The organism is Corynebacterium sp. KPL4072 (genome assembly GCF_037908395.1).
Lineage (GTDB): Bacteria > Actinomycetota > Actinomycetes > Mycobacteriales > Mycobacteriaceae > Corynebacterium > Corynebacterium kefirresidentii.
Window position 1 is genome coordinate 91,176 of sequence record NZ_JBBMGE010000004.1, and the last position, 14,689, is coordinate 105,864.

The window sequence follows — 14,689 nt, forward strand, 5'->3', positions numbered from 1 at the left end:
GGAGGTATTCGCGTGAGCGGCAGTGGTGTCCCGCTGCGCGAGTTGGCCCTTGTCATCCTCGTCGCAGCAGCATTTACGTATCTGACCACCGGTGTGGTGCGGTCCTTTTTAGTGCGCACCGGCCGGGTGGCGGAAATTCGCCTGCGCGACGCTCACACGCAGCCCACACCCCGTATGGGCGGCGTGGCCATGTTTACCGGCTTTGCGGCGGCAATATTCCTCGCAGCCCAGCTTCCAGCCTTGACTCGCGGCTTTATGCCCGTCACTCCGGAAATGAATGCGGTGCTATGGGCGGCCTTGGCGCTGGTGCTTGTTGGCGTGGTCGATGACCTAGTAGAACTCAGCGCCGTCGTGAAGCTTTTTGGCCAGCTTTTCGCTGCCACGCTCATGAGTGGGTTGGGCCTTACCTGGACACTACTTTTCATTCCGTTTGGCGGCGGCACCACCGTTGTGCTGGACCAATTGCAAAGCACCCTGCTCACCGCATTCTTTACCGTCTTGCTTATCAATGCCATCAACTTTGTAGACGGGCTTGATGGCCTGGCAGCAGGCCTTGGAATGATTGCAGGAGGGGCAATTTTAGTCTTTTCCTTGACCGTCCTCCATGACCAGGGCGGCGCTGTATCGGCCTATCCGCCAGCCATTATTAGTGCCGCACTGGTGGGAATGTGCGCCGGCTTCTTACCCCATAACTTCGAACCTTCCCGCATTTTTATGGGCGACTCCGGCTCCATGCTTATCGGCCTCTTGCTCGCTGCGGCCTCAACTTCTGCGTCCGGCAAGATCAACATGTCTCTGTATGGCACGGTGGATATTGTCGCGTTGATGTCACCCATTATCGTGGTCGCCGCAGCGGTATTTATTCCAGTCCTCGACCTTGTCTGGGCTGTTATTCGCCGCCTATCGCACGGCCGTTCACCGTTTTCTGCGGACAAGGCGCACATTCATCACCGCCTCCTCAAGCTTGGGCATACTCATAGGCGTACCGTGCTAGTGCTCTACTTGTGGGTTTCCGCAGTGGCATTTGGTGCGGTGTCCTTTTCCATCGTTCCCGCGCCGGAGGCCATTGGCGTGACTATTGTGGCCCTGCTTCTCGCGTTTGCAGCTACTCTCGTGCCCTTGCGGCAAGGAAAGATTGGCCCTGCTGCTCGAGAGACCGTCGTGGTGGCGGAAACCGAGCCCTCGTGAGGTAGGCTCGGTCTCCGTGAATGATCCTAAAGTAAACTCTGATTTTGATGATCCGCGTCTGCCCCTCAAACGCGCCGTGCAGCTAGGTGTCAAAGCGTTGCTTGTCATTATGTTGGTATCACTTGCCATTTGGGGGGGATTGAAAGGCCTTCCCGGAATTTGGGGCGTCTTAATTGGTGCAGCTCTAGGCGGAGGATTCGTATTGTGCACGGCTCTTTCAGTCCTATTTACAGCCAAGTCAACCCCCTCGACAACAATTGCAGTGGTGCTCGGTGGGTGGCTGCTTAAGCTAGTTTTGCTCTTGGGGGTTTTGGCAGTAATTAGGGAAATGGATTTCTATGACACGTGGGCCTTGTTTCTTAGCGTAGTTGCAGCTCTTGTTGTAACCCTCGGAACTGAAGTCTGGGGGATAGTTACTTCTAAAGTGACGTACGTGGCTTAATCGGCGTCCAAAGAATGCTGCCAAAAGCTTGGGGCAGCTCAGCATCATGGGGGATACCGAGCAGCTCTATTTCATCTGTTACTTGCGGTTATGAGAGATTTATACCCCCGACGAGGGGCGGGTGAGATGTGGTGTGATGAATTCCACGCTTATGAGTTTGGCCAGCAAATCGCAGGTTTATAGCTTAATTACTTACTTTGGAATTGAAGAGTAGCTTCTATGGGGCCCCCACGTGCAAAAACTCAGGATCCAGCTGATACGATTCACTTCGGGTTACCGTGGAAGTAGGCACGTGCTCTCTTCCGGTATTGGTAAATCCCTGTCTTGTTCATGCTGATGTGCGACGGAGTCCGTGAACAGGACAGAAAGTTTGAGACGTCCATCGCACCACAAAAGCTTTTACAAGCTGTGTGGCCCGAACACGGGAGAGAACGCTGAGCGTTACAACATTGGCTATGAAAGGGCACTTCCACACGCCCGATCTAGGTGAAGAATTCTTCCCGGGGCAAATTGATGCCGACCATCTTTTTTTCGGTGACTTCGCCGGCGGATGGTTCGCGCTTGATCGCCTGATGCTGATTCGAATCTTGATGACGCTAATTGTGGTGATCCTTTTCTGGGCCGCCTTTAAGAACCCTAAGTTGGTTCCTTCTGGCATTCAGAATGTGGGCGAGAATGCGGTCGACTTTGTCCGTATTCATATCGCTGAGGACATTTTGGGTAAGAAGGAGGGAAAGCGATTTCTGCCAATTATCGCTAGCATCTTCTTCGCGGTTCTATTCATGAACGTTGCGACCGTTATTCCGGGGCTTAATGTCTCGCCGAACGGACGTATTGGTATGCCAATTGTCTTGGCCGCGGTTTCGTACATTGTGATGATTTACGCGGGTGCCAAGAGGTATGGCCTTGGTAAGTTCATTCGCTCCTCGGTAGTGATTCCGAACTTGCCACCGCTATTGCATCTTTTGGTGGTACCGATTGAGTTTTTCTCTACGTTCATCTTGCGGCCGGTTACCCTTGCTATTCGTCTCATGGCGAACTTCCTTGCTGGACACATTATTCTGGTTCTTCTCTTCTCTGCTACGAACTTCTTCTTCTGGCAGCTGAATGGTTGGACCGCACTGTCTGGACTAACCATTATTCTGGGCTTGGCTATGAGCCTGTTCGAGATTCTGGTTATCTTCCTACAGGCGTACATCTTCGCTCTTTTGACGGCGGTGTACATTGAGCTGTCCTTGCACGCTGATTCGCACTAAGGACGAGGTCGACGAGCGCGACCGAGTAAACCACCTAATTTAAACCATCGACATTCAGTCTTGAGACAGACTGAAATTCTACGAAAGGGAACGACTTTCACCATGAACGAAATCATTCTGGCAGCGGATGCCGCTTCGAAGTTTGAAGGACTGGGCACCATTGGTTATGGCCTGGCGGCTATCGGTCCAGGCATCGGTATCGGTATCGTTGCCGGCAAGACCGTTGAAGCTATGGCCCGTCAGCCAGAAATGGCTGGTCAGCTGCGTACCACCATGTTCCTGGGTATCGCCTTTACTGAGGCCTTGGCACTTATCGGTCTCGTTGCCGGCTTCCTGTTCTAAGAGCTCGAGTTTTCACACCGAATCTTTTAAGACGGGAGACCAATGAATAACGTCGTTTACTTGCTTGCAGCAGAGGGCGGAGATAACCCAGGTTCGGGTAGTTTCTCTGTTCTTCTGCCCAAGAACTATGACATTTTCTGGTCTTTGCTGTGCTTCATCGTAATTCTGTTGCTGTTCTGGAAGTTTGTAATTCCTATGTACAGCAAGATGTTGGCAGAGCGTGAAGACCGGATCGAGGGCGGCTTGAAGCGTGCCAAGGCTCAGCAGGCCGAGGCCAAGGCTGCTCTGGAAAAGTACAATGCTCAGCTGGCTGATGCCCGTGCAGAGGCGGCCGAGATCCGCGAGCAGGCGCGCGAGCGCGGCAAGCAGATCGAGGCAGAGGCCAAGACCAACGCGGAAGAAGAGTCCCGCCGCATCGTCGCCAATGGCGAGAAGCAGCTGGAGGCTTCCCGTTCGCAGGTCGTTACTGAGCTGCGTTCCGAAATGGGCCAGAACTCCATCAACCTGGCGGAGAAGATTCTGGGCGGCGAGCTTTCCGACGCCTCTAAGAAGTCCTCCACCATTGATGGCTTCTTGTCCGAGCTCGACTCTGTGGCACCGGCCGGAAAGTAGGCAACTATGAAGGCAGCTAGCCGCGAAGCACTCGCAACCTCGCAATCTCGCTTGGATGAAATCCTTGCTGGCGAGAATAACGTCGCCACCGCCGCACAGGCGGGCTTGGACATCTTTGAGGTTGTCGATGTCTTGGATGATGACCGCGAACTGCGCGTTGCATTCACCGATATCGCCGCCCCGAGCGAGGCACGTAAGTCCCTAGCGGAGAACCTTTTTGGCTCCAAGATTTCTGGTGGTGCGCTGCGCATCATTCAGGAAGCTGCGGCCGTACAGTGGTCCACTCCGAAGGACCTTGTCAAGGGATTGGTTTCCTTGGGCCGCCGCGCACTGCTGCGTGGCGCTGAGGCGCAGGGCCAGCTGGGCCAGGTAGAAGACGAACTCTTCCGCCTTTCCCAGATCCTTGACCGCGAGGGCGAGCTCACCCAGCTGCTTTCCGACCGAACTGCTGATTCCGCCCGCAAGCGCGGATTGCTGGCAAACGTGCTCTATGGCAAGGTCACGATGTTTACTGAGGCACTGGTGCTTCAGGCCATCTCCCGCCCAGAGCAGAACCCGATCGATGATGTGGCCGCTTTGGCTGATTCTGCAGCAGACCTGCAGGACCGCACCATTGCGCGTGTTACCGCAGCGGGTGAACTAAACGAAGGCCAGCAAGCAGTACTCGCTGAGAAGCTGGGCAAAATTTATGGTCGTGCGATGTCCATTCACTCTGAGGTTGACACCAGCCTCCTCGGTGGCATGCGCATCCGCGTCGGCGATGAAGTCATTGACGGTTCTACGGCAGGCAAGATTGCTCGCCTGCGTGCCCAGATGGCGTAGCCGAAACGACAGAAACGATTTAAGTAAGTGCTGGAAGATACTACCGAGAGCAGGAAGAACATGGCGGAGCTGACGATCTCCTCCGACGAGATCCGTAGTGCGATTGCGAACTACACCTCGAGCTACTCCGCGGAGGCCTCCCGTGAGGAGGTCGGCGTGGTCATTTCGGCAGCTGACGGTATTGCGCAGGTTTCTGGCCTGCCGTCCGTTATGGCGAATGAGCTGCTCGAGTTCCCAGGCGGCGTGATTGGCGTCGCACAGAACCTTGACACTAACTCCATCGGTGTCGTGGTCCTGGGCAACTTCGAGTCCCTCAAGGAGGGCGACGAGGTTAAGAGGACCGGCGAGGTTCTCTCCATCCCAGTGGGCGAGGAATTCCTCGGCCGCGTAATTAACCCTTTGGGTCAGCCGATTGACGGCATGGGCCCAATCAACGCTGAAGAGGAGCGCGTCCTCGAGCTGCAGGCACCGTCCGTGCTGCAGCGCCAGCCGGTTGAAGAGCCAATGCAGACCGGCATCAAGGCTATCGACGCAATGACCCCGATCGGCCGTGGCCAGCGTCAGCTGGTCATCGGTGACCGTAAGACCGGTAAGACCGCGGTGTGCATCGATACCATTTTGAACCAGAAGGCTAACTGGGAGTCCGGCGACAAGGATAAGCAGGTACGCTGCATCTACGTCGCAATTGGCCAGAAGGGCTCGACCATCGCTGGTGTGCGCCGCACCCTTGAGGAGCACGGCGCACTCGATTACACCACCATCGTGGCCGCACCGGCTTCCGATTCCGCCGGCTTCAAGTGGTTGGCACCGTTCTCCGGTGCAGCGCTGGGCCAGCACTGGATGTACCAGGGCAACCACGTCCTGGTTATCTACGATGATCTGACCAAGCAGGCTGAGGCCTACCGTGCCATTTCCTTGCTGCTGCGCCGTCCGCCGGGACGCGAGGCATACCCGGGCGATGTGTTCTACCTGCACTCCCGCCTGCTGGAGCGTGCTGCCAAGCTTTCCGACGACATGGGTGCTGGCTCCATGACCGCACTGCCGATCATCGAGACCAAGGCAAACGACGTCGGCGCCTTCATTCCGACCAACGTCATTTCTATTACTGACGGCCAGGTCTTCCTGGAGTCCGACCTGTTCAACCAGGGTGTTCGTCCGGCTATTAACGTCGGTGTTTCCGTCTCCCGTGTCGGTGGCGCTGCACAGACCAAGGGCATGAAGAAGGTTGCCGGTAACCTGCGTCTGGACCTGGCCTCCTACCGTGATCTGCAGGCCTTCGCGGCATTCGCATCTGACCTGGATGCTGCCTCCAAGGCTCAGCTGGAGCGCGGTTCCCGTCTGGTTGAGCTGCTGAAGCAGTCCGAGTCCTCCCCGCAGCCGGTGGAGTACCAGATGGTATCCATCTACCTCGCCGAGGCTGGCATCTTCGACGTCGTTCCCGTTGAAGACGTCCGCCGCTTCGAGGACGAGGTACACGAATACCTCAACGCCAACACCCCAGAGGTCTTTGAGCAGATTTCCGGCGGCAAGCCGCTAACCGATGAGTCCAAGGACGCATTGGTTGCGGCAGCTAAGGATTTCCAGCCGACCTTCCGCACCTCCGAAGGCCATAACTTGGGCTCTGAGGCACCGGTAGAGCCTTTGGATGAAAGCGACGTAAAGAACACCGAGCTCAACGTCTCCCGCAAGACGGCTAAGTAGAGTTCAGAACTCATAACTAACCGTCTAGATTAAAGAAGGGAGGAGAAACGATGGCTAATCTTCGCGAACTACGTGACCGCATCCGGTCCGTTAATTCGACTAAGAAGATCACCAAGGCCCAGGAGCTTATTGCTACCTCGCGCATTACCAAGGCGCAGGCCAGGGTAGAAGCATCTCAGCCTTATGCGACTGAGATGACCAGCATCATGAATAAGCTGGCTTCCGCCTCTACGTTGGAGCATGACATGCTGCGTGAGCGCGAAGACGGAAACGTCGCAGCCATTCTCGTGGTCACTTCTGACCGCGGTATGTGTGGCGGCTACAACAACAACGTCTTCAAGAAGGCCGCACAGCTGCAAGCTCTCCTGGAAAGCAAGGGCTACGAGGTAGTTCGGTACGTTACCGGCAACAAGGGCATCGGCCACTACAAGTTCCGCGAGGACGAGGTAGTTGGCAGCTGGGGCGGTTTCTCTCAGGACCCAACCTGGGAGGCCACCCACGATGTGCGCCGTCACCTGATTGATGGCTTTATTGCTGGTTCCAACGGCACTACCAAGGGCCGCGACGGCCTGCATGCGCAGGGTGAGGGCGTAGGTGTACGTGGCTTTGACCAGGTACACGTTGTCTACACCGAGTTTGAGTCCATGTTGACCCAGACTGCGCGCGCACAGCAGCTGTTGCCAGTTGAGCCGGTTATTCAGGATGAGGAGTACCACCTCGGTGACTCCGCTCTGTCCGACGCCGAATCTGCGGAGGATGTTGCCGCCGGATTCGAATTCGAGCCGGACGCAGATACGCTGATGGAAGCTCTGCTTCCGCAGTACGTCTCGCGTATCCTGTTTGCTATGTTCTTGGAGGCTTCTGCCTCCGAGTCCGCTGCACGCCGTACAGCTATGAAGTCTGCTACTGACAACGCAACCGAGATGGTCGAAGACCTCTCCCGCGTGGCTAACCAGGCCCGTCAGGCACAGATTACCCAGGAAATTTCAGAGATCGTCGGTGGCGCTGGCGCGCTATCTGACAGCGCAGAAAGTGACTAGATTATGACTACAGCTCTGCAAGAGCAGAATGCACAGTCTTCGGCAGTCGCCGGTCGTGTCGTGCGCGTCATCGGTCCGGTTGTGGATGTGGAGTTCCCACGTGAGGCACTGCCGGCCCTGTACAACGCACTGCACGTCGACATCAAGCTCGAAGCTGTTGCAAAGACCGTCACCCTCGAGGTCGCTCAGCACCTCGGTGACAACCTTGTCCGTACCGTGTCTATGGCACCGACCGACGGCCTCGTCCGCGGTGCCGAGGTCATCGACTCCGGAAAGCCAATTTCCGTGCCGGTCGGCGACGTCGTCAAGGGCCACGTCTTCAACGCCCTCGGTGATTGCCTCGATGAGCCGGGTCTCGGCCGCGATGGCGAGCAGTGGGGAATCCACCGCGAGCCGCCAGCGTTCGACCAGCTCGAGGGTAAGACCGAGATTCTGGAGACCGGCATTAAGGTCATCGACCTGCTGACCCCGTACGTCAAGGGCGGCAAGATCGGCCTGTTCGGCGGTGCAGGTGTGGGTAAGACCGTTCTGATTCAGGAGATGATTACCCGTATCGCCCGCGAGTTCTCCGGTACCTCCGTCTTCGCCGGCGTCGGCGAGCGTACCCGTGAGGGCACCGACCTCTTCCTGGAAATGGAAGAAATGGGCGTGCTGCAAGATACCGCCCTTGTCTTCGGCCAGATGGATGAGCCGCCAGGAGTCCGTATGCGTGTGGCTCTGTCCGGCCTGACCATGGCGGAGTACTTCCGCGATGTGCAGAACCAGGACGTGCTGCTGTTCATTGACAACATCTTCCGTTTCACCCAGGCCGGCTCTGAGGTTTCGACCCTGCTGGGTCGTATGCCTTCCGCCGTGGGCTACCAGCCGACCTTGGCTGATGAGATGGGTGTTTTGCAGGAGCGCATTACCTCGACCAAGGGCCGTTCCATTACGTCCCTGCAGGCCGTTTACGTTCCTGCCGATGACTACACCGACCCGGCTCCGGCTACGACGTTCGCTCACTTGGACGCCACCACCGAGCTGGACCGTGCTATTGCCTCCAAGGGTATTTACCCGGCAGTGAACCCGCTGACTTCTACCTCTCGTATTCTCGAGCCAGGTATCGTCGGCGAGAAGCACTACGAGGTTGCACAGCGCGTCATCGGTATTCTGCAGAAGAACAAGGAACTCCAGGACATCATCGCCATCCTTGGTATGGACGAGCTGTCTGAGGAAGACAAGGTCACCGTTCAGCGTGCCCGTCGTATCGAGCGCTTCTTGGGCCAGAACTTCTTCGTTGCGCAGAAGTTCACCGGCCTGCCGGGCTCCTACGTACCGCTGTCCGAGACCATCGACGCCTTCGAGCGCATCTGCGATGGCGAGTTTGACCACTACCCAGAGCAGGCTTTCAACGGCTTGGGCGGCCTTGACGACGTCGAGGCTGCATACAAGAAGTTGAACGAGAAGTAGGGAGAGGCACATGGCTGACATCACCGCCGAATTGGTTTCCGTCGAGCGCCTGCTGTGGTCTGGACAGGCCTCCATGGTCACGGCTGAGACCACCGAGGGTGAGATCGGCGTGCTTCCCGGTCACGAGCCAATGATCGGTCAGTTGATCGATAATGGCGTGGTGACCATCCACCCAGTGGACGGCGAGCGCCGCGTCGCCGCCGTGCAGGGTGGTTTCCTCTCCGTTACCCAGGACAAGATCACCGTCCTCGCTGATTGGGCCATCTGGTCCGATGAGGTGGATGAGGAGAAGGCTCAGAAGGACTTTGCTTCTGAGCACGAGCTCGCCAAGTCCCGTGGCGAGGCCGCACAGCGTGCTGTCCGCCGCGCCAAGGCTTAGTACCTTGGATTGATAGGAGAGGGCAGCAATAGCCGCCCTTCCTGCTCTCTAAAGGCGCCCCGGTTTAAACCGGGGCGCCTTTTTGCGTTTTCTTTGCCTTTTCTTATTGGCGTATAGGTCCTGCCAAGCGCTACAATTCAAGAATCAGTTTCTCCACAAAGCGAGGATGGCGTGAAGGCCCATGAATTCAACGGTGGTTACAGTGCTTCTGTGGGCCCTTGGCGTGGCCCTATTGCTGGTTATTTTTCTGGCTGCGCTTCGCTTTTTTACCGTGCGTGCCCGCGGCACTGCCGTCTTGCTACGCCGAGTACCCGCTAGAAATTCCCTTTCTTGGCGCCATGGTTCGCTGCGTTATGAAGGCGAATTTGTGGAGTATTTCAAGCTCCGCTCCGTTTCTCCGCGCTGCGATCTGCGTATCAACCGCCTCGACATCGAAGTAGTAAGCACCCGCTCGCTCGATGATGCCGAGGCTTCTTTTATGTCTGCCGCCACCGAGGTTGTTCGCTTTCGGGTCAAGGGCCGGGAATATGAGTTGGCATCTGATGCCCACGGCATTATGGCCTTCGGGGCGTGGGTAGAGGCCGCACCATCCAAACGTCAGCAGCGCTTCGACTTCCGGCAACTTCGCCAGCGCGCTACCCGTCAATCCAAGCGATAAGGTTACCCGCTAGGGTAGAGGGCATGCGTTTAGTAATCGCCCGATGCTCCGTAGATTACGTGGGCCGTTTGGATGCCCACCTTCCCATGGCAGACCGTCTACTCATCGTCAAGGCTGACGGCTCTGTATCTGTGCATGCTGATGACCGCGCGTATAAGCCGCTTAATTGGATGACCCCTCCGTGCACGTTAAAAGAATCCGCCATTGAGGACCTAGACGGTGACGATACCGGCGAGGTTTTGTGGCTGGTGGAAAATCCTAAAGGCGAGCAGTTGCGCATTACAATTGCTGAGATCCATGAGGAAATCTCCTATGACATGGGTGAAGACCCAGGCCTAGTCAAAGACGGCGTGGAGGCTCACTTGCAAGAGCTTTTGGCAGACCAGATCGATACCTTGGGCGATAGCTATACGCTGGTACGCCGCGAATACCCAACGGCGATAGGCCCGGTAGACATTATGGCGAAAGATGAAAACAACAAAAATGTTGCCATCGAGGTGAAGCGCCGTGGTGGGATTGATGGCGTGGAGCAGCTGACGAGGTATCTGGAGTTGCTTAACCGTGATGAGCTTCTGGCCCCAGTATCTGGTGTATTCGCGGCCCAGGAAATCAAACCGCAGGCCCGCACGCTAGCAGAGGACCGAGGCATTCGGTGCGTCGTACTGGACTATCAGGAACTCCGCGGACTTGAGTCGAACGAATTGCGATTGTTCTAATGCCACGGCGGAATAGACGCAAACCGCTCGAGCTTCGATCCTTGCCTAAAGATGGGTCGACTTTTCTCGGCTCGCAGACGGTCGAGGGGCCTAGCTGGACGCACGGTGAATCCTATGTTATGCGGCATATCGGTTCTGCGCGTGCCCAAAAGTACTATGTGTGCCCAGGGTGTAATCAAAATATTCCTCCCGGGGTGGCTCATATCGTGGCGTGGCCGCGCGACGTGGGCCGCCAGGGCGATGATCGTCGGCACTGGCACCGCCACTGCTGGGAGCGTAGGTAGACTAGCGGGCATGATTGTTGCATTCTCTGTAGCCCCTGCAGTAGTTAATAATGATTCCCAAGAAATGGCTGACGCCGTCGCTGAGGCCGTGCGCGTAGTCCGCGAATCCGGCCTTCCTAACGAGACCAATGCCATGTTCACCCTGCTTGAAGGCGAGTGGGACGAGGTCTTTGGAACTATTAAGAAGGCCACTGACGCGGTGCGTGCGGTATCCCCGCGCACATCTTTGGTGGTCAAGGCTGATATTCGCGAGGGCGTAACCAATCAACTGACTGACAAGGTAGATGCGGTTAACCGCCGCCTTGCAAAGGAGGACTAGATGACTTCAGCAAATAATGCTTATGTAGGAGGCGCGCTTGACCTCAGCCAAGTAAAGGCGCGGGCCGAGGCACGGCAGAAGGCACAGGAATCTCCGCAGACCACTGCTGGCGGGATCCAACCCTTCTTCACTGTGACGGAAGCTAACTTCGACCAGGACGTGGTGCGCCGTTCTACGGAAGTTCCGGTGATTGTTCTCATTGGCACCGCCCGTTCCACGCAGTCGGAGCAGCTAAAGACCGACCTACAGGGGTTGGCCGCGCAAGGAAACCGCAGTTTCCTAGTTGCCTACGTGGATGCAGATACTACCCCACAGGTTGCGCAGGCCTTTGGCGTGAAGAACCTCCCCACTGTGGTGGCCCTGGGCGCTGGGCAGCCGCTGACGAATTTCGAGGGTGCACAACCACTAGATGCGCTAAAACAATGGGTAGATGCCTTGGTGCAGAATGTTGGCCCACAGTTGAAGGGCCTACAGAGCGATGCGGGAGAGCCCCAGACCCAAGAGGAAGAAGAGGATCCGCGCCTCCAAGAAGCAGAGGGCTTCTTAAATGCTGGCGATTTTGATGGTGCTCTTAAGGTCTATAACTCCATCTTGGAGGCTGAGCCCGAAAACGTGCAGATTAAGCAGGCCCGCGATACAACCGTACTGCTCAAGCGCCTTGATCCTGCCAACCAGACCGAGGATCCGATTGCGGCTGCGGAAGGGGACAAGGGGGACGTCGATAAGCAGATGCGTGCTGCCGACGCCGAAGTGGTTGCCGGCGCCCCAGAAAAGGCCTTTGATCGCCTCATCGAGACGATGAAGGCAACGGCCGGTGATGAGAAAGCTCGCGTGCGCGAGCGCTTGCTGGAGCTCTTCGGGCTCTTTGAGGGCAATGACCCGCGCGTGATGGAAGCTCGCACCAAGCTGGCGAGTGCCCTGTACTAGCTTGGGTAGGATGGGAAAGCATGACTTCAGTGCTTTTCCTGTGCAATACAAATCGCGGCAAGTCGCAGATGGCTGCGGCGCTTGCCGCCAAGCATGCGCCTGAGTGGGATATTTACTCGGCTGGGGTGCAAACTACCCCGGAACATATCCAGCAGGGCATCAATCAAGAGGCCAAAGCTTCCCTCGCGAAGGTGGGGGCAGAAATGACTGGTACTCCTGCTCTAGTGGATCCCCACCTTGCTGCCGCTGTCGACCACGTCATCGTGGTAGGTGATGCGGAATATGACGGGCCAGCGCAGAGGTGGGCCATCGAGGATCCCTCGTTGCGTGGTCTGGAAGGTGAAGAGCGCATGGATGCGCTTCGCGATGATATCGAAGCGCGCGTGGTGGAGTTCCTACGCACGCAGCGATAGGCGTTTTATTGCTCCAGTACGTACCACTGCACCGAGTTGGCCGGTAGGTGAAGCGTGGCGGAATTATCCGCCACGTGAATATGCTGAGGAAGCGGGTTCCCAGCGCCCTCATAAACGGCATCATCGGTGTTAAGTACCATTTTCCAAGCACCATCACGTGGAACCCAGAGGCCGTAGTTGGGAATGGAAGAACCCGACAGGTTGCACACAGCGAGCAAGGCAGACCCGTCCGCGCCATAGCGGACGTAACCCAGCACGTTATTGTTCGAGTCATCGGCCTTGACCCATTGGAAGCCGTCTTGGCTAAAATCCTGGCTCCACAAAGCTGGGGTGTCGCGGTAAATGAGGTTGATATCGCGCACGAGGCGCTTAATGCCCCGGTGCCACTCATTGCCCCAACCATCGAGGTTGCCCCAATCCACGGAATGCTCCTCGGACCACTCGGTGGTTTGTCCAAATTCCTGGCCCATGAAGAGCAGATTCTTGCCAGGGTGGGAGAACATGTAGCCATACAAAGCGCGCAATCCGGCGGCCTTATTCCAGTCGTCGCCAGGCATGCGCTGCCACAGTGAACCCTTGCCGTGGACTACTTCGTCGTGGCTAAACGGCAACACGTAGCGCTCAGAATAGGCATACACCATGGAGAAGGTGAGCTCGCCATGGTGATAGGAACGGTGGATGGGCTCGTGCTTGAAGTACTCTAGGGTGTCATTCATCCATCCCATATTCCACTTCAGGGAAAAGCCCAGCCCGTTCTCGGAAGTAGGAGCGGTAACGCCCGGCCAGGAGGTGGATTCCTCGGCGATGGTGAGTACGCCAGGATGGGTGCGGTTGAGGGTGGCGTTGGTTTCCTGCAGGAATTGGACGGCTTCGAGATTCTCGCGCCCGCCAAACTGATTGGGTAGCCATTCATCGCGGGAGTAGTCCAGGTAAAGCATGGAAGCGACGGCGTCTACGCGCAGGCCGTCAATGTGGAATTCTTCAGCCCAATACAGGGCGTTGGCTACGAGGAAATTGCGCACCTCATTGCGGCCAAAGTCAAAGACATAGGTACCCCAGTCGGCTTGCTCGCCGCGGCGGGGATCGGGGTGCTCATAAAGCGCTTGACCATCGAAGCGGCCGAGGGCCCAATCGTCCTTTGGGAAGTGGGCTGGCACCCAGTCCACGATGACCCCGATGCCGTTTTCGTGCAGTGCATTGACTAATGCGCGGAACTCATCCGGCGAGCCCCACCGCGCTGAAGGCGAGTAATAGCCAGAGACTTGGTAGCCCCAAGAGCCGCCGAAGGGGTGCTCGGCCACGGGCAAGAGCTCGACGTGGGTAAAACCATGCTCCTTGAGATAAGGGATGAGCTCCTCGCGAAGTCGGTTATAATTCGCCCCGACCTTCCACGAGCCGACGTGGACCTCATAGATGCTCATCGGGACATCGAGGTTGCCGGTGCGCTTGTCCATCCACGCGGAATCAGACCAGCCGAAGCTGGTGGAATCCACGATCGAGTCCGTTTCCGGCGGACAGGTGGTGCGCTTGGCCAATGGGTCGGCCTTGTCTTGGCGGCCTTCCTGGCTAAAGATGGCGAACTTATAGTGCTCGCCAGCACCGATGCCTGGGACAAAGACCTCCCATACGCCGGTAGAACCGAGCGAACGCATGGGGTACTGGGTAGGATTCCAGCCGCAGAAATCGCCCACGACGGCAACACCTTGGGCATTGGGGGCCCATACGGCAAAGGACACACCGCTTACGGGGCCCATCTCTGTGTCATAAGAGCGTAGGTTGGCGCCGAGGACATCCCAAAGGCGCTCGTGGCGACCTTCGCCGATAAGGTGCAGATCTAGAGAGCCGATGGTGGGCAGGAAATGATATCCGTCTGCCACGGTGCGGGTAGGGGCGCCGGGGTAGGAGATTTCGAGGCGGTAGTCGCAGTTCTCGCCTACTTCCGCTTCCCAGATATCGTCGCCCACCAAATTCATAGACAAGGATTGTGTGGGGGTATGAAGTTGTACCGCGGTGGCGCCAGGCTGGCGGGTACGGACGGTACCTTCATGCCAGCCGTAGAATCCGTGTGGGTCATGGTGGCGGCAGTCATTGAGACGAGCGAGGTCAGCGGCCGGGATGTTCATATAATCAGGGTACCTAGA

Annotated in this window: 17 protein-coding genes; 16 read left to right on the forward strand and 1 reads right to left on the reverse strand. The window is 57.2% G+C overall.

Going from position 1 to position 14,689, the window contains the following annotated elements:
* The first annotated feature begins 12 nt into the window (after positions 1 to 12).
* The 16 genes from WMP97_RS05410 to WMP97_RS05485 all read left to right on the forward strand — a co-directional run bounded on the left by WMP97_RS05410 (position 13) and on the right by WMP97_RS05485 (position 12,548).
* Positions 13 to 1,188 (forward strand): glycosyltransferase family 4 protein, encoded by a 1,176-nt coding sequence (locus WMP97_RS05410; protein WP_023021756.1) that lies wholly within the window; start codon positions 13 to 15, stop codon positions 1,186 to 1,188.
* Positions 1,189 to 1,204: 16 nt separating this feature from the next.
* The gene (locus WMP97_RS05415; RefSeq protein ID WP_023021755.1) at positions 1,205 to 1,630 is read left to right on the forward strand and encodes a hypothetical protein; all 426 of its coding nucleotides are present in this window, start codon (positions 1,205 to 1,207) and stop codon (positions 1,628 to 1,630) included.
* A gap of 455 nt (positions 1,631 to 2,085) precedes the next feature.
* On the forward strand, positions 2,086 to 2,886 hold the full coding sequence (gene atpB, locus WMP97_RS05420; protein ID WP_023021754.1) for a F0F1 ATP synthase subunit A: 801 nt from the start codon (positions 2,086 to 2,088) through the stop codon (positions 2,884 to 2,886).
* A 102-nt stretch (positions 2,887 to 2,988) separates the two neighbouring features.
* Complete coding sequence (locus WMP97_RS05425; RefSeq protein WP_023021753.1) at positions 2,989 to 3,228, forward strand: ATP synthase F0 subunit C; 240 nt, start codon at positions 2,989 to 2,991, stop codon at positions 3,226 to 3,228.
* Between the two features lie 42 nt (positions 3,229 to 3,270).
* Positions 3,271 to 3,840, forward strand: coding sequence for a F0F1 ATP synthase subunit B (locus tag WMP97_RS05430; protein WP_023021752.1), 570 nt, complete (start codon positions 3,271 to 3,273; stop codon positions 3,838 to 3,840).
* A gap of 6 nt (positions 3,841 to 3,846) precedes the next feature.
* Complete coding sequence (locus WMP97_RS05435) at positions 3,847 to 4,662, forward strand: F0F1 ATP synthase subunit delta (protein WP_340439976.1); 816 nt, start codon at positions 3,847 to 3,849, stop codon at positions 4,660 to 4,662.
* A gap of 60 nt (positions 4,663 to 4,722) precedes the next feature.
* On the forward strand, positions 4,723 to 6,363 hold the full coding sequence (atpA, locus tag WMP97_RS05440) for a F0F1 ATP synthase subunit alpha (protein ID WP_023021750.1): 1,641 nt from the start codon (positions 4,723 to 4,725) through the stop codon (positions 6,361 to 6,363).
* Between the two features lie 50 nt (positions 6,364 to 6,413).
* Positions 6,414 to 7,403 (forward strand): F0F1 ATP synthase subunit gamma, encoded by a 990-nt coding sequence (locus WMP97_RS05445; RefSeq protein WP_023021749.1) that lies wholly within the window; start codon positions 6,414 to 6,416, stop codon positions 7,401 to 7,403.
* A gap of 3 nt (positions 7,404 to 7,406) precedes the next feature.
* On the forward strand, positions 7,407 to 8,852 hold the full coding sequence (gene atpD, locus WMP97_RS05450; protein WP_049361377.1) for a F0F1 ATP synthase subunit beta: 1,446 nt from the start codon (positions 7,407 to 7,409) through the stop codon (positions 8,850 to 8,852).
* A gap of 10 nt (positions 8,853 to 8,862) precedes the next feature.
* Positions 8,863 to 9,231, forward strand: a complete 369-nt coding sequence (locus WMP97_RS05455; protein ID WP_086588747.1) for a F0F1 ATP synthase subunit epsilon — start codon at positions 8,863 to 8,865, stop codon at positions 9,229 to 9,231.
* A gap of 181 nt (positions 9,232 to 9,412) precedes the next feature.
* Positions 9,413 to 9,889, forward strand: coding sequence for a DUF2550 domain-containing protein (locus WMP97_RS05460; protein WP_023021746.1), 477 nt, complete (start codon positions 9,413 to 9,415; stop codon positions 9,887 to 9,889).
* A gap of 23 nt (positions 9,890 to 9,912) precedes the next feature.
* Complete coding sequence (gene nucS / locus WMP97_RS05465) at positions 9,913 to 10,605, forward strand: endonuclease NucS (RefSeq protein ID WP_023021745.1); 693 nt, start codon at positions 9,913 to 9,915, stop codon at positions 10,603 to 10,605.
* Positions 10,605 to 10,889, forward strand: coding sequence for a hypothetical protein (locus tag WMP97_RS05470; RefSeq protein ID WP_340439977.1), 285 nt, complete (start codon positions 10,605 to 10,607; stop codon positions 10,887 to 10,889). Before nucS ends, WMP97_RS05470 begins: the two co-directional genes overlap by 1 nt.
* Before the next feature lie 10 nt (positions 10,890 to 10,899).
* Entirely contained in the window at positions 10,900 to 11,208 is a 309-nt protein-coding gene (locus WMP97_RS05475; RefSeq protein ID WP_034656448.1) for a thiamine-binding protein, read from the forward strand.
* A complete protein-coding gene (locus WMP97_RS05480) occupies positions 11,209 to 12,135 on the forward strand; it encodes a tetratricopeptide repeat protein (RefSeq protein WP_239208306.1) in 927 nt (308 codons plus the stop codon).
* A 20-nt stretch (positions 12,136 to 12,155) separates the two neighbouring features.
* Positions 12,156 to 12,548, forward strand: a complete 393-nt coding sequence (locus WMP97_RS05485) for an arsenate reductase/protein-tyrosine-phosphatase family protein (protein ID WP_023021742.1) — start codon at positions 12,156 to 12,158, stop codon at positions 12,546 to 12,548.
* A 5-nt stretch (positions 12,549 to 12,553) separates the two neighbouring features.
* Here the strand turns inward: WMP97_RS05485 and glgB are convergent, their stop codons facing one another.
* The gene (gene glgB, locus WMP97_RS05490) at positions 12,554 to 14,671 is read right to left on the reverse strand and encodes a 1,4-alpha-glucan branching protein GlgB (RefSeq protein ID WP_239205702.1); all 2,118 of its coding nucleotides are present in this window, start codon (positions 14,669 to 14,671) and stop codon (positions 12,554 to 12,556) included.
* Positions 14,672 to 14,689 lie beyond the last annotated feature (18 nt).

Bases quoted from the DNA above. Each gene is read 5' to 3' on its own strand.
- WMP97_RS05435 (WP_340439976.1), top strand. From the start codon at position 3,847: ATGAAGGCAGCTAGCCGCGAAGCACTCGCAACCTCGCAATCTCGCTTG.
- WMP97_RS05485 (WP_023021742.1), top strand. From the start codon at position 12,156: ATGACTTCAGTGCTTTTCCTGTGCAATACAAATCGCGGCAAGTCGCAG.
- atpA (WP_023021750.1), top strand. From the start codon at position 4,723: ATGGCGGAGCTGACGATCTCCTCCGACGAGATCCGTAGTGCGATTGCG.
- glgB (WP_239205702.1), bottom strand. From the start codon at position 14,671: ATGAACATCCCGGCCGCTGACCTCGCTCGTCTCAATGACTGCCGCCAC.
- WMP97_RS05425 (WP_023021753.1), top strand. From the start codon at position 2,989: ATGAACGAAATCATTCTGGCAGCGGATGCCGCTTCGAAGTTTGAAGGA.
- atpD (WP_049361377.1), top strand. From the start codon at position 7,407: ATGACTACAGCTCTGCAAGAGCAGAATGCACAGTCTTCGGCAGTCGCC.
- WMP97_RS05460 (WP_023021746.1), top strand. From the start codon at position 9,413: ATGAATTCAACGGTGGTTACAGTGCTTCTGTGGGCCCTTGGCGTGGCC.
- WMP97_RS05475 (WP_034656448.1), top strand. From the start codon at position 10,900: ATGATTGTTGCATTCTCTGTAGCCCCTGCAGTAGTTAATAATGATTCC.
- WMP97_RS05430 (WP_023021752.1), top strand. From the start codon at position 3,271: ATGAATAACGTCGTTTACTTGCTTGCAGCAGAGGGCGGAGATAACCCA.
- WMP97_RS05455 (WP_086588747.1), top strand. From the start codon at position 8,863: ATGGCTGACATCACCGCCGAATTGGTTTCCGTCGAGCGCCTGCTGTGG.
- WMP97_RS05445 (WP_023021749.1), top strand. From the start codon at position 6,414: ATGGCTAATCTTCGCGAACTACGTGACCGCATCCGGTCCGTTAATTCG.
- WMP97_RS05470 (WP_340439977.1), top strand. From the start codon at position 10,605: ATGCCACGGCGGAATAGACGCAAACCGCTCGAGCTTCGATCCTTGCCT.
- WMP97_RS05480 (WP_239208306.1), top strand. From the start codon at position 11,209: ATGACTTCAGCAAATAATGCTTATGTAGGAGGCGCGCTTGACCTCAGC.
- nucS (WP_023021745.1), top strand. From the start codon at position 9,913: ATGCGTTTAGTAATCGCCCGATGCTCCGTAGATTACGTGGGCCGTTTG.
- atpB (WP_023021754.1), top strand. From the start codon at position 2,086: ATGAAAGGGCACTTCCACACGCCCGATCTAGGTGAAGAATTCTTCCCG.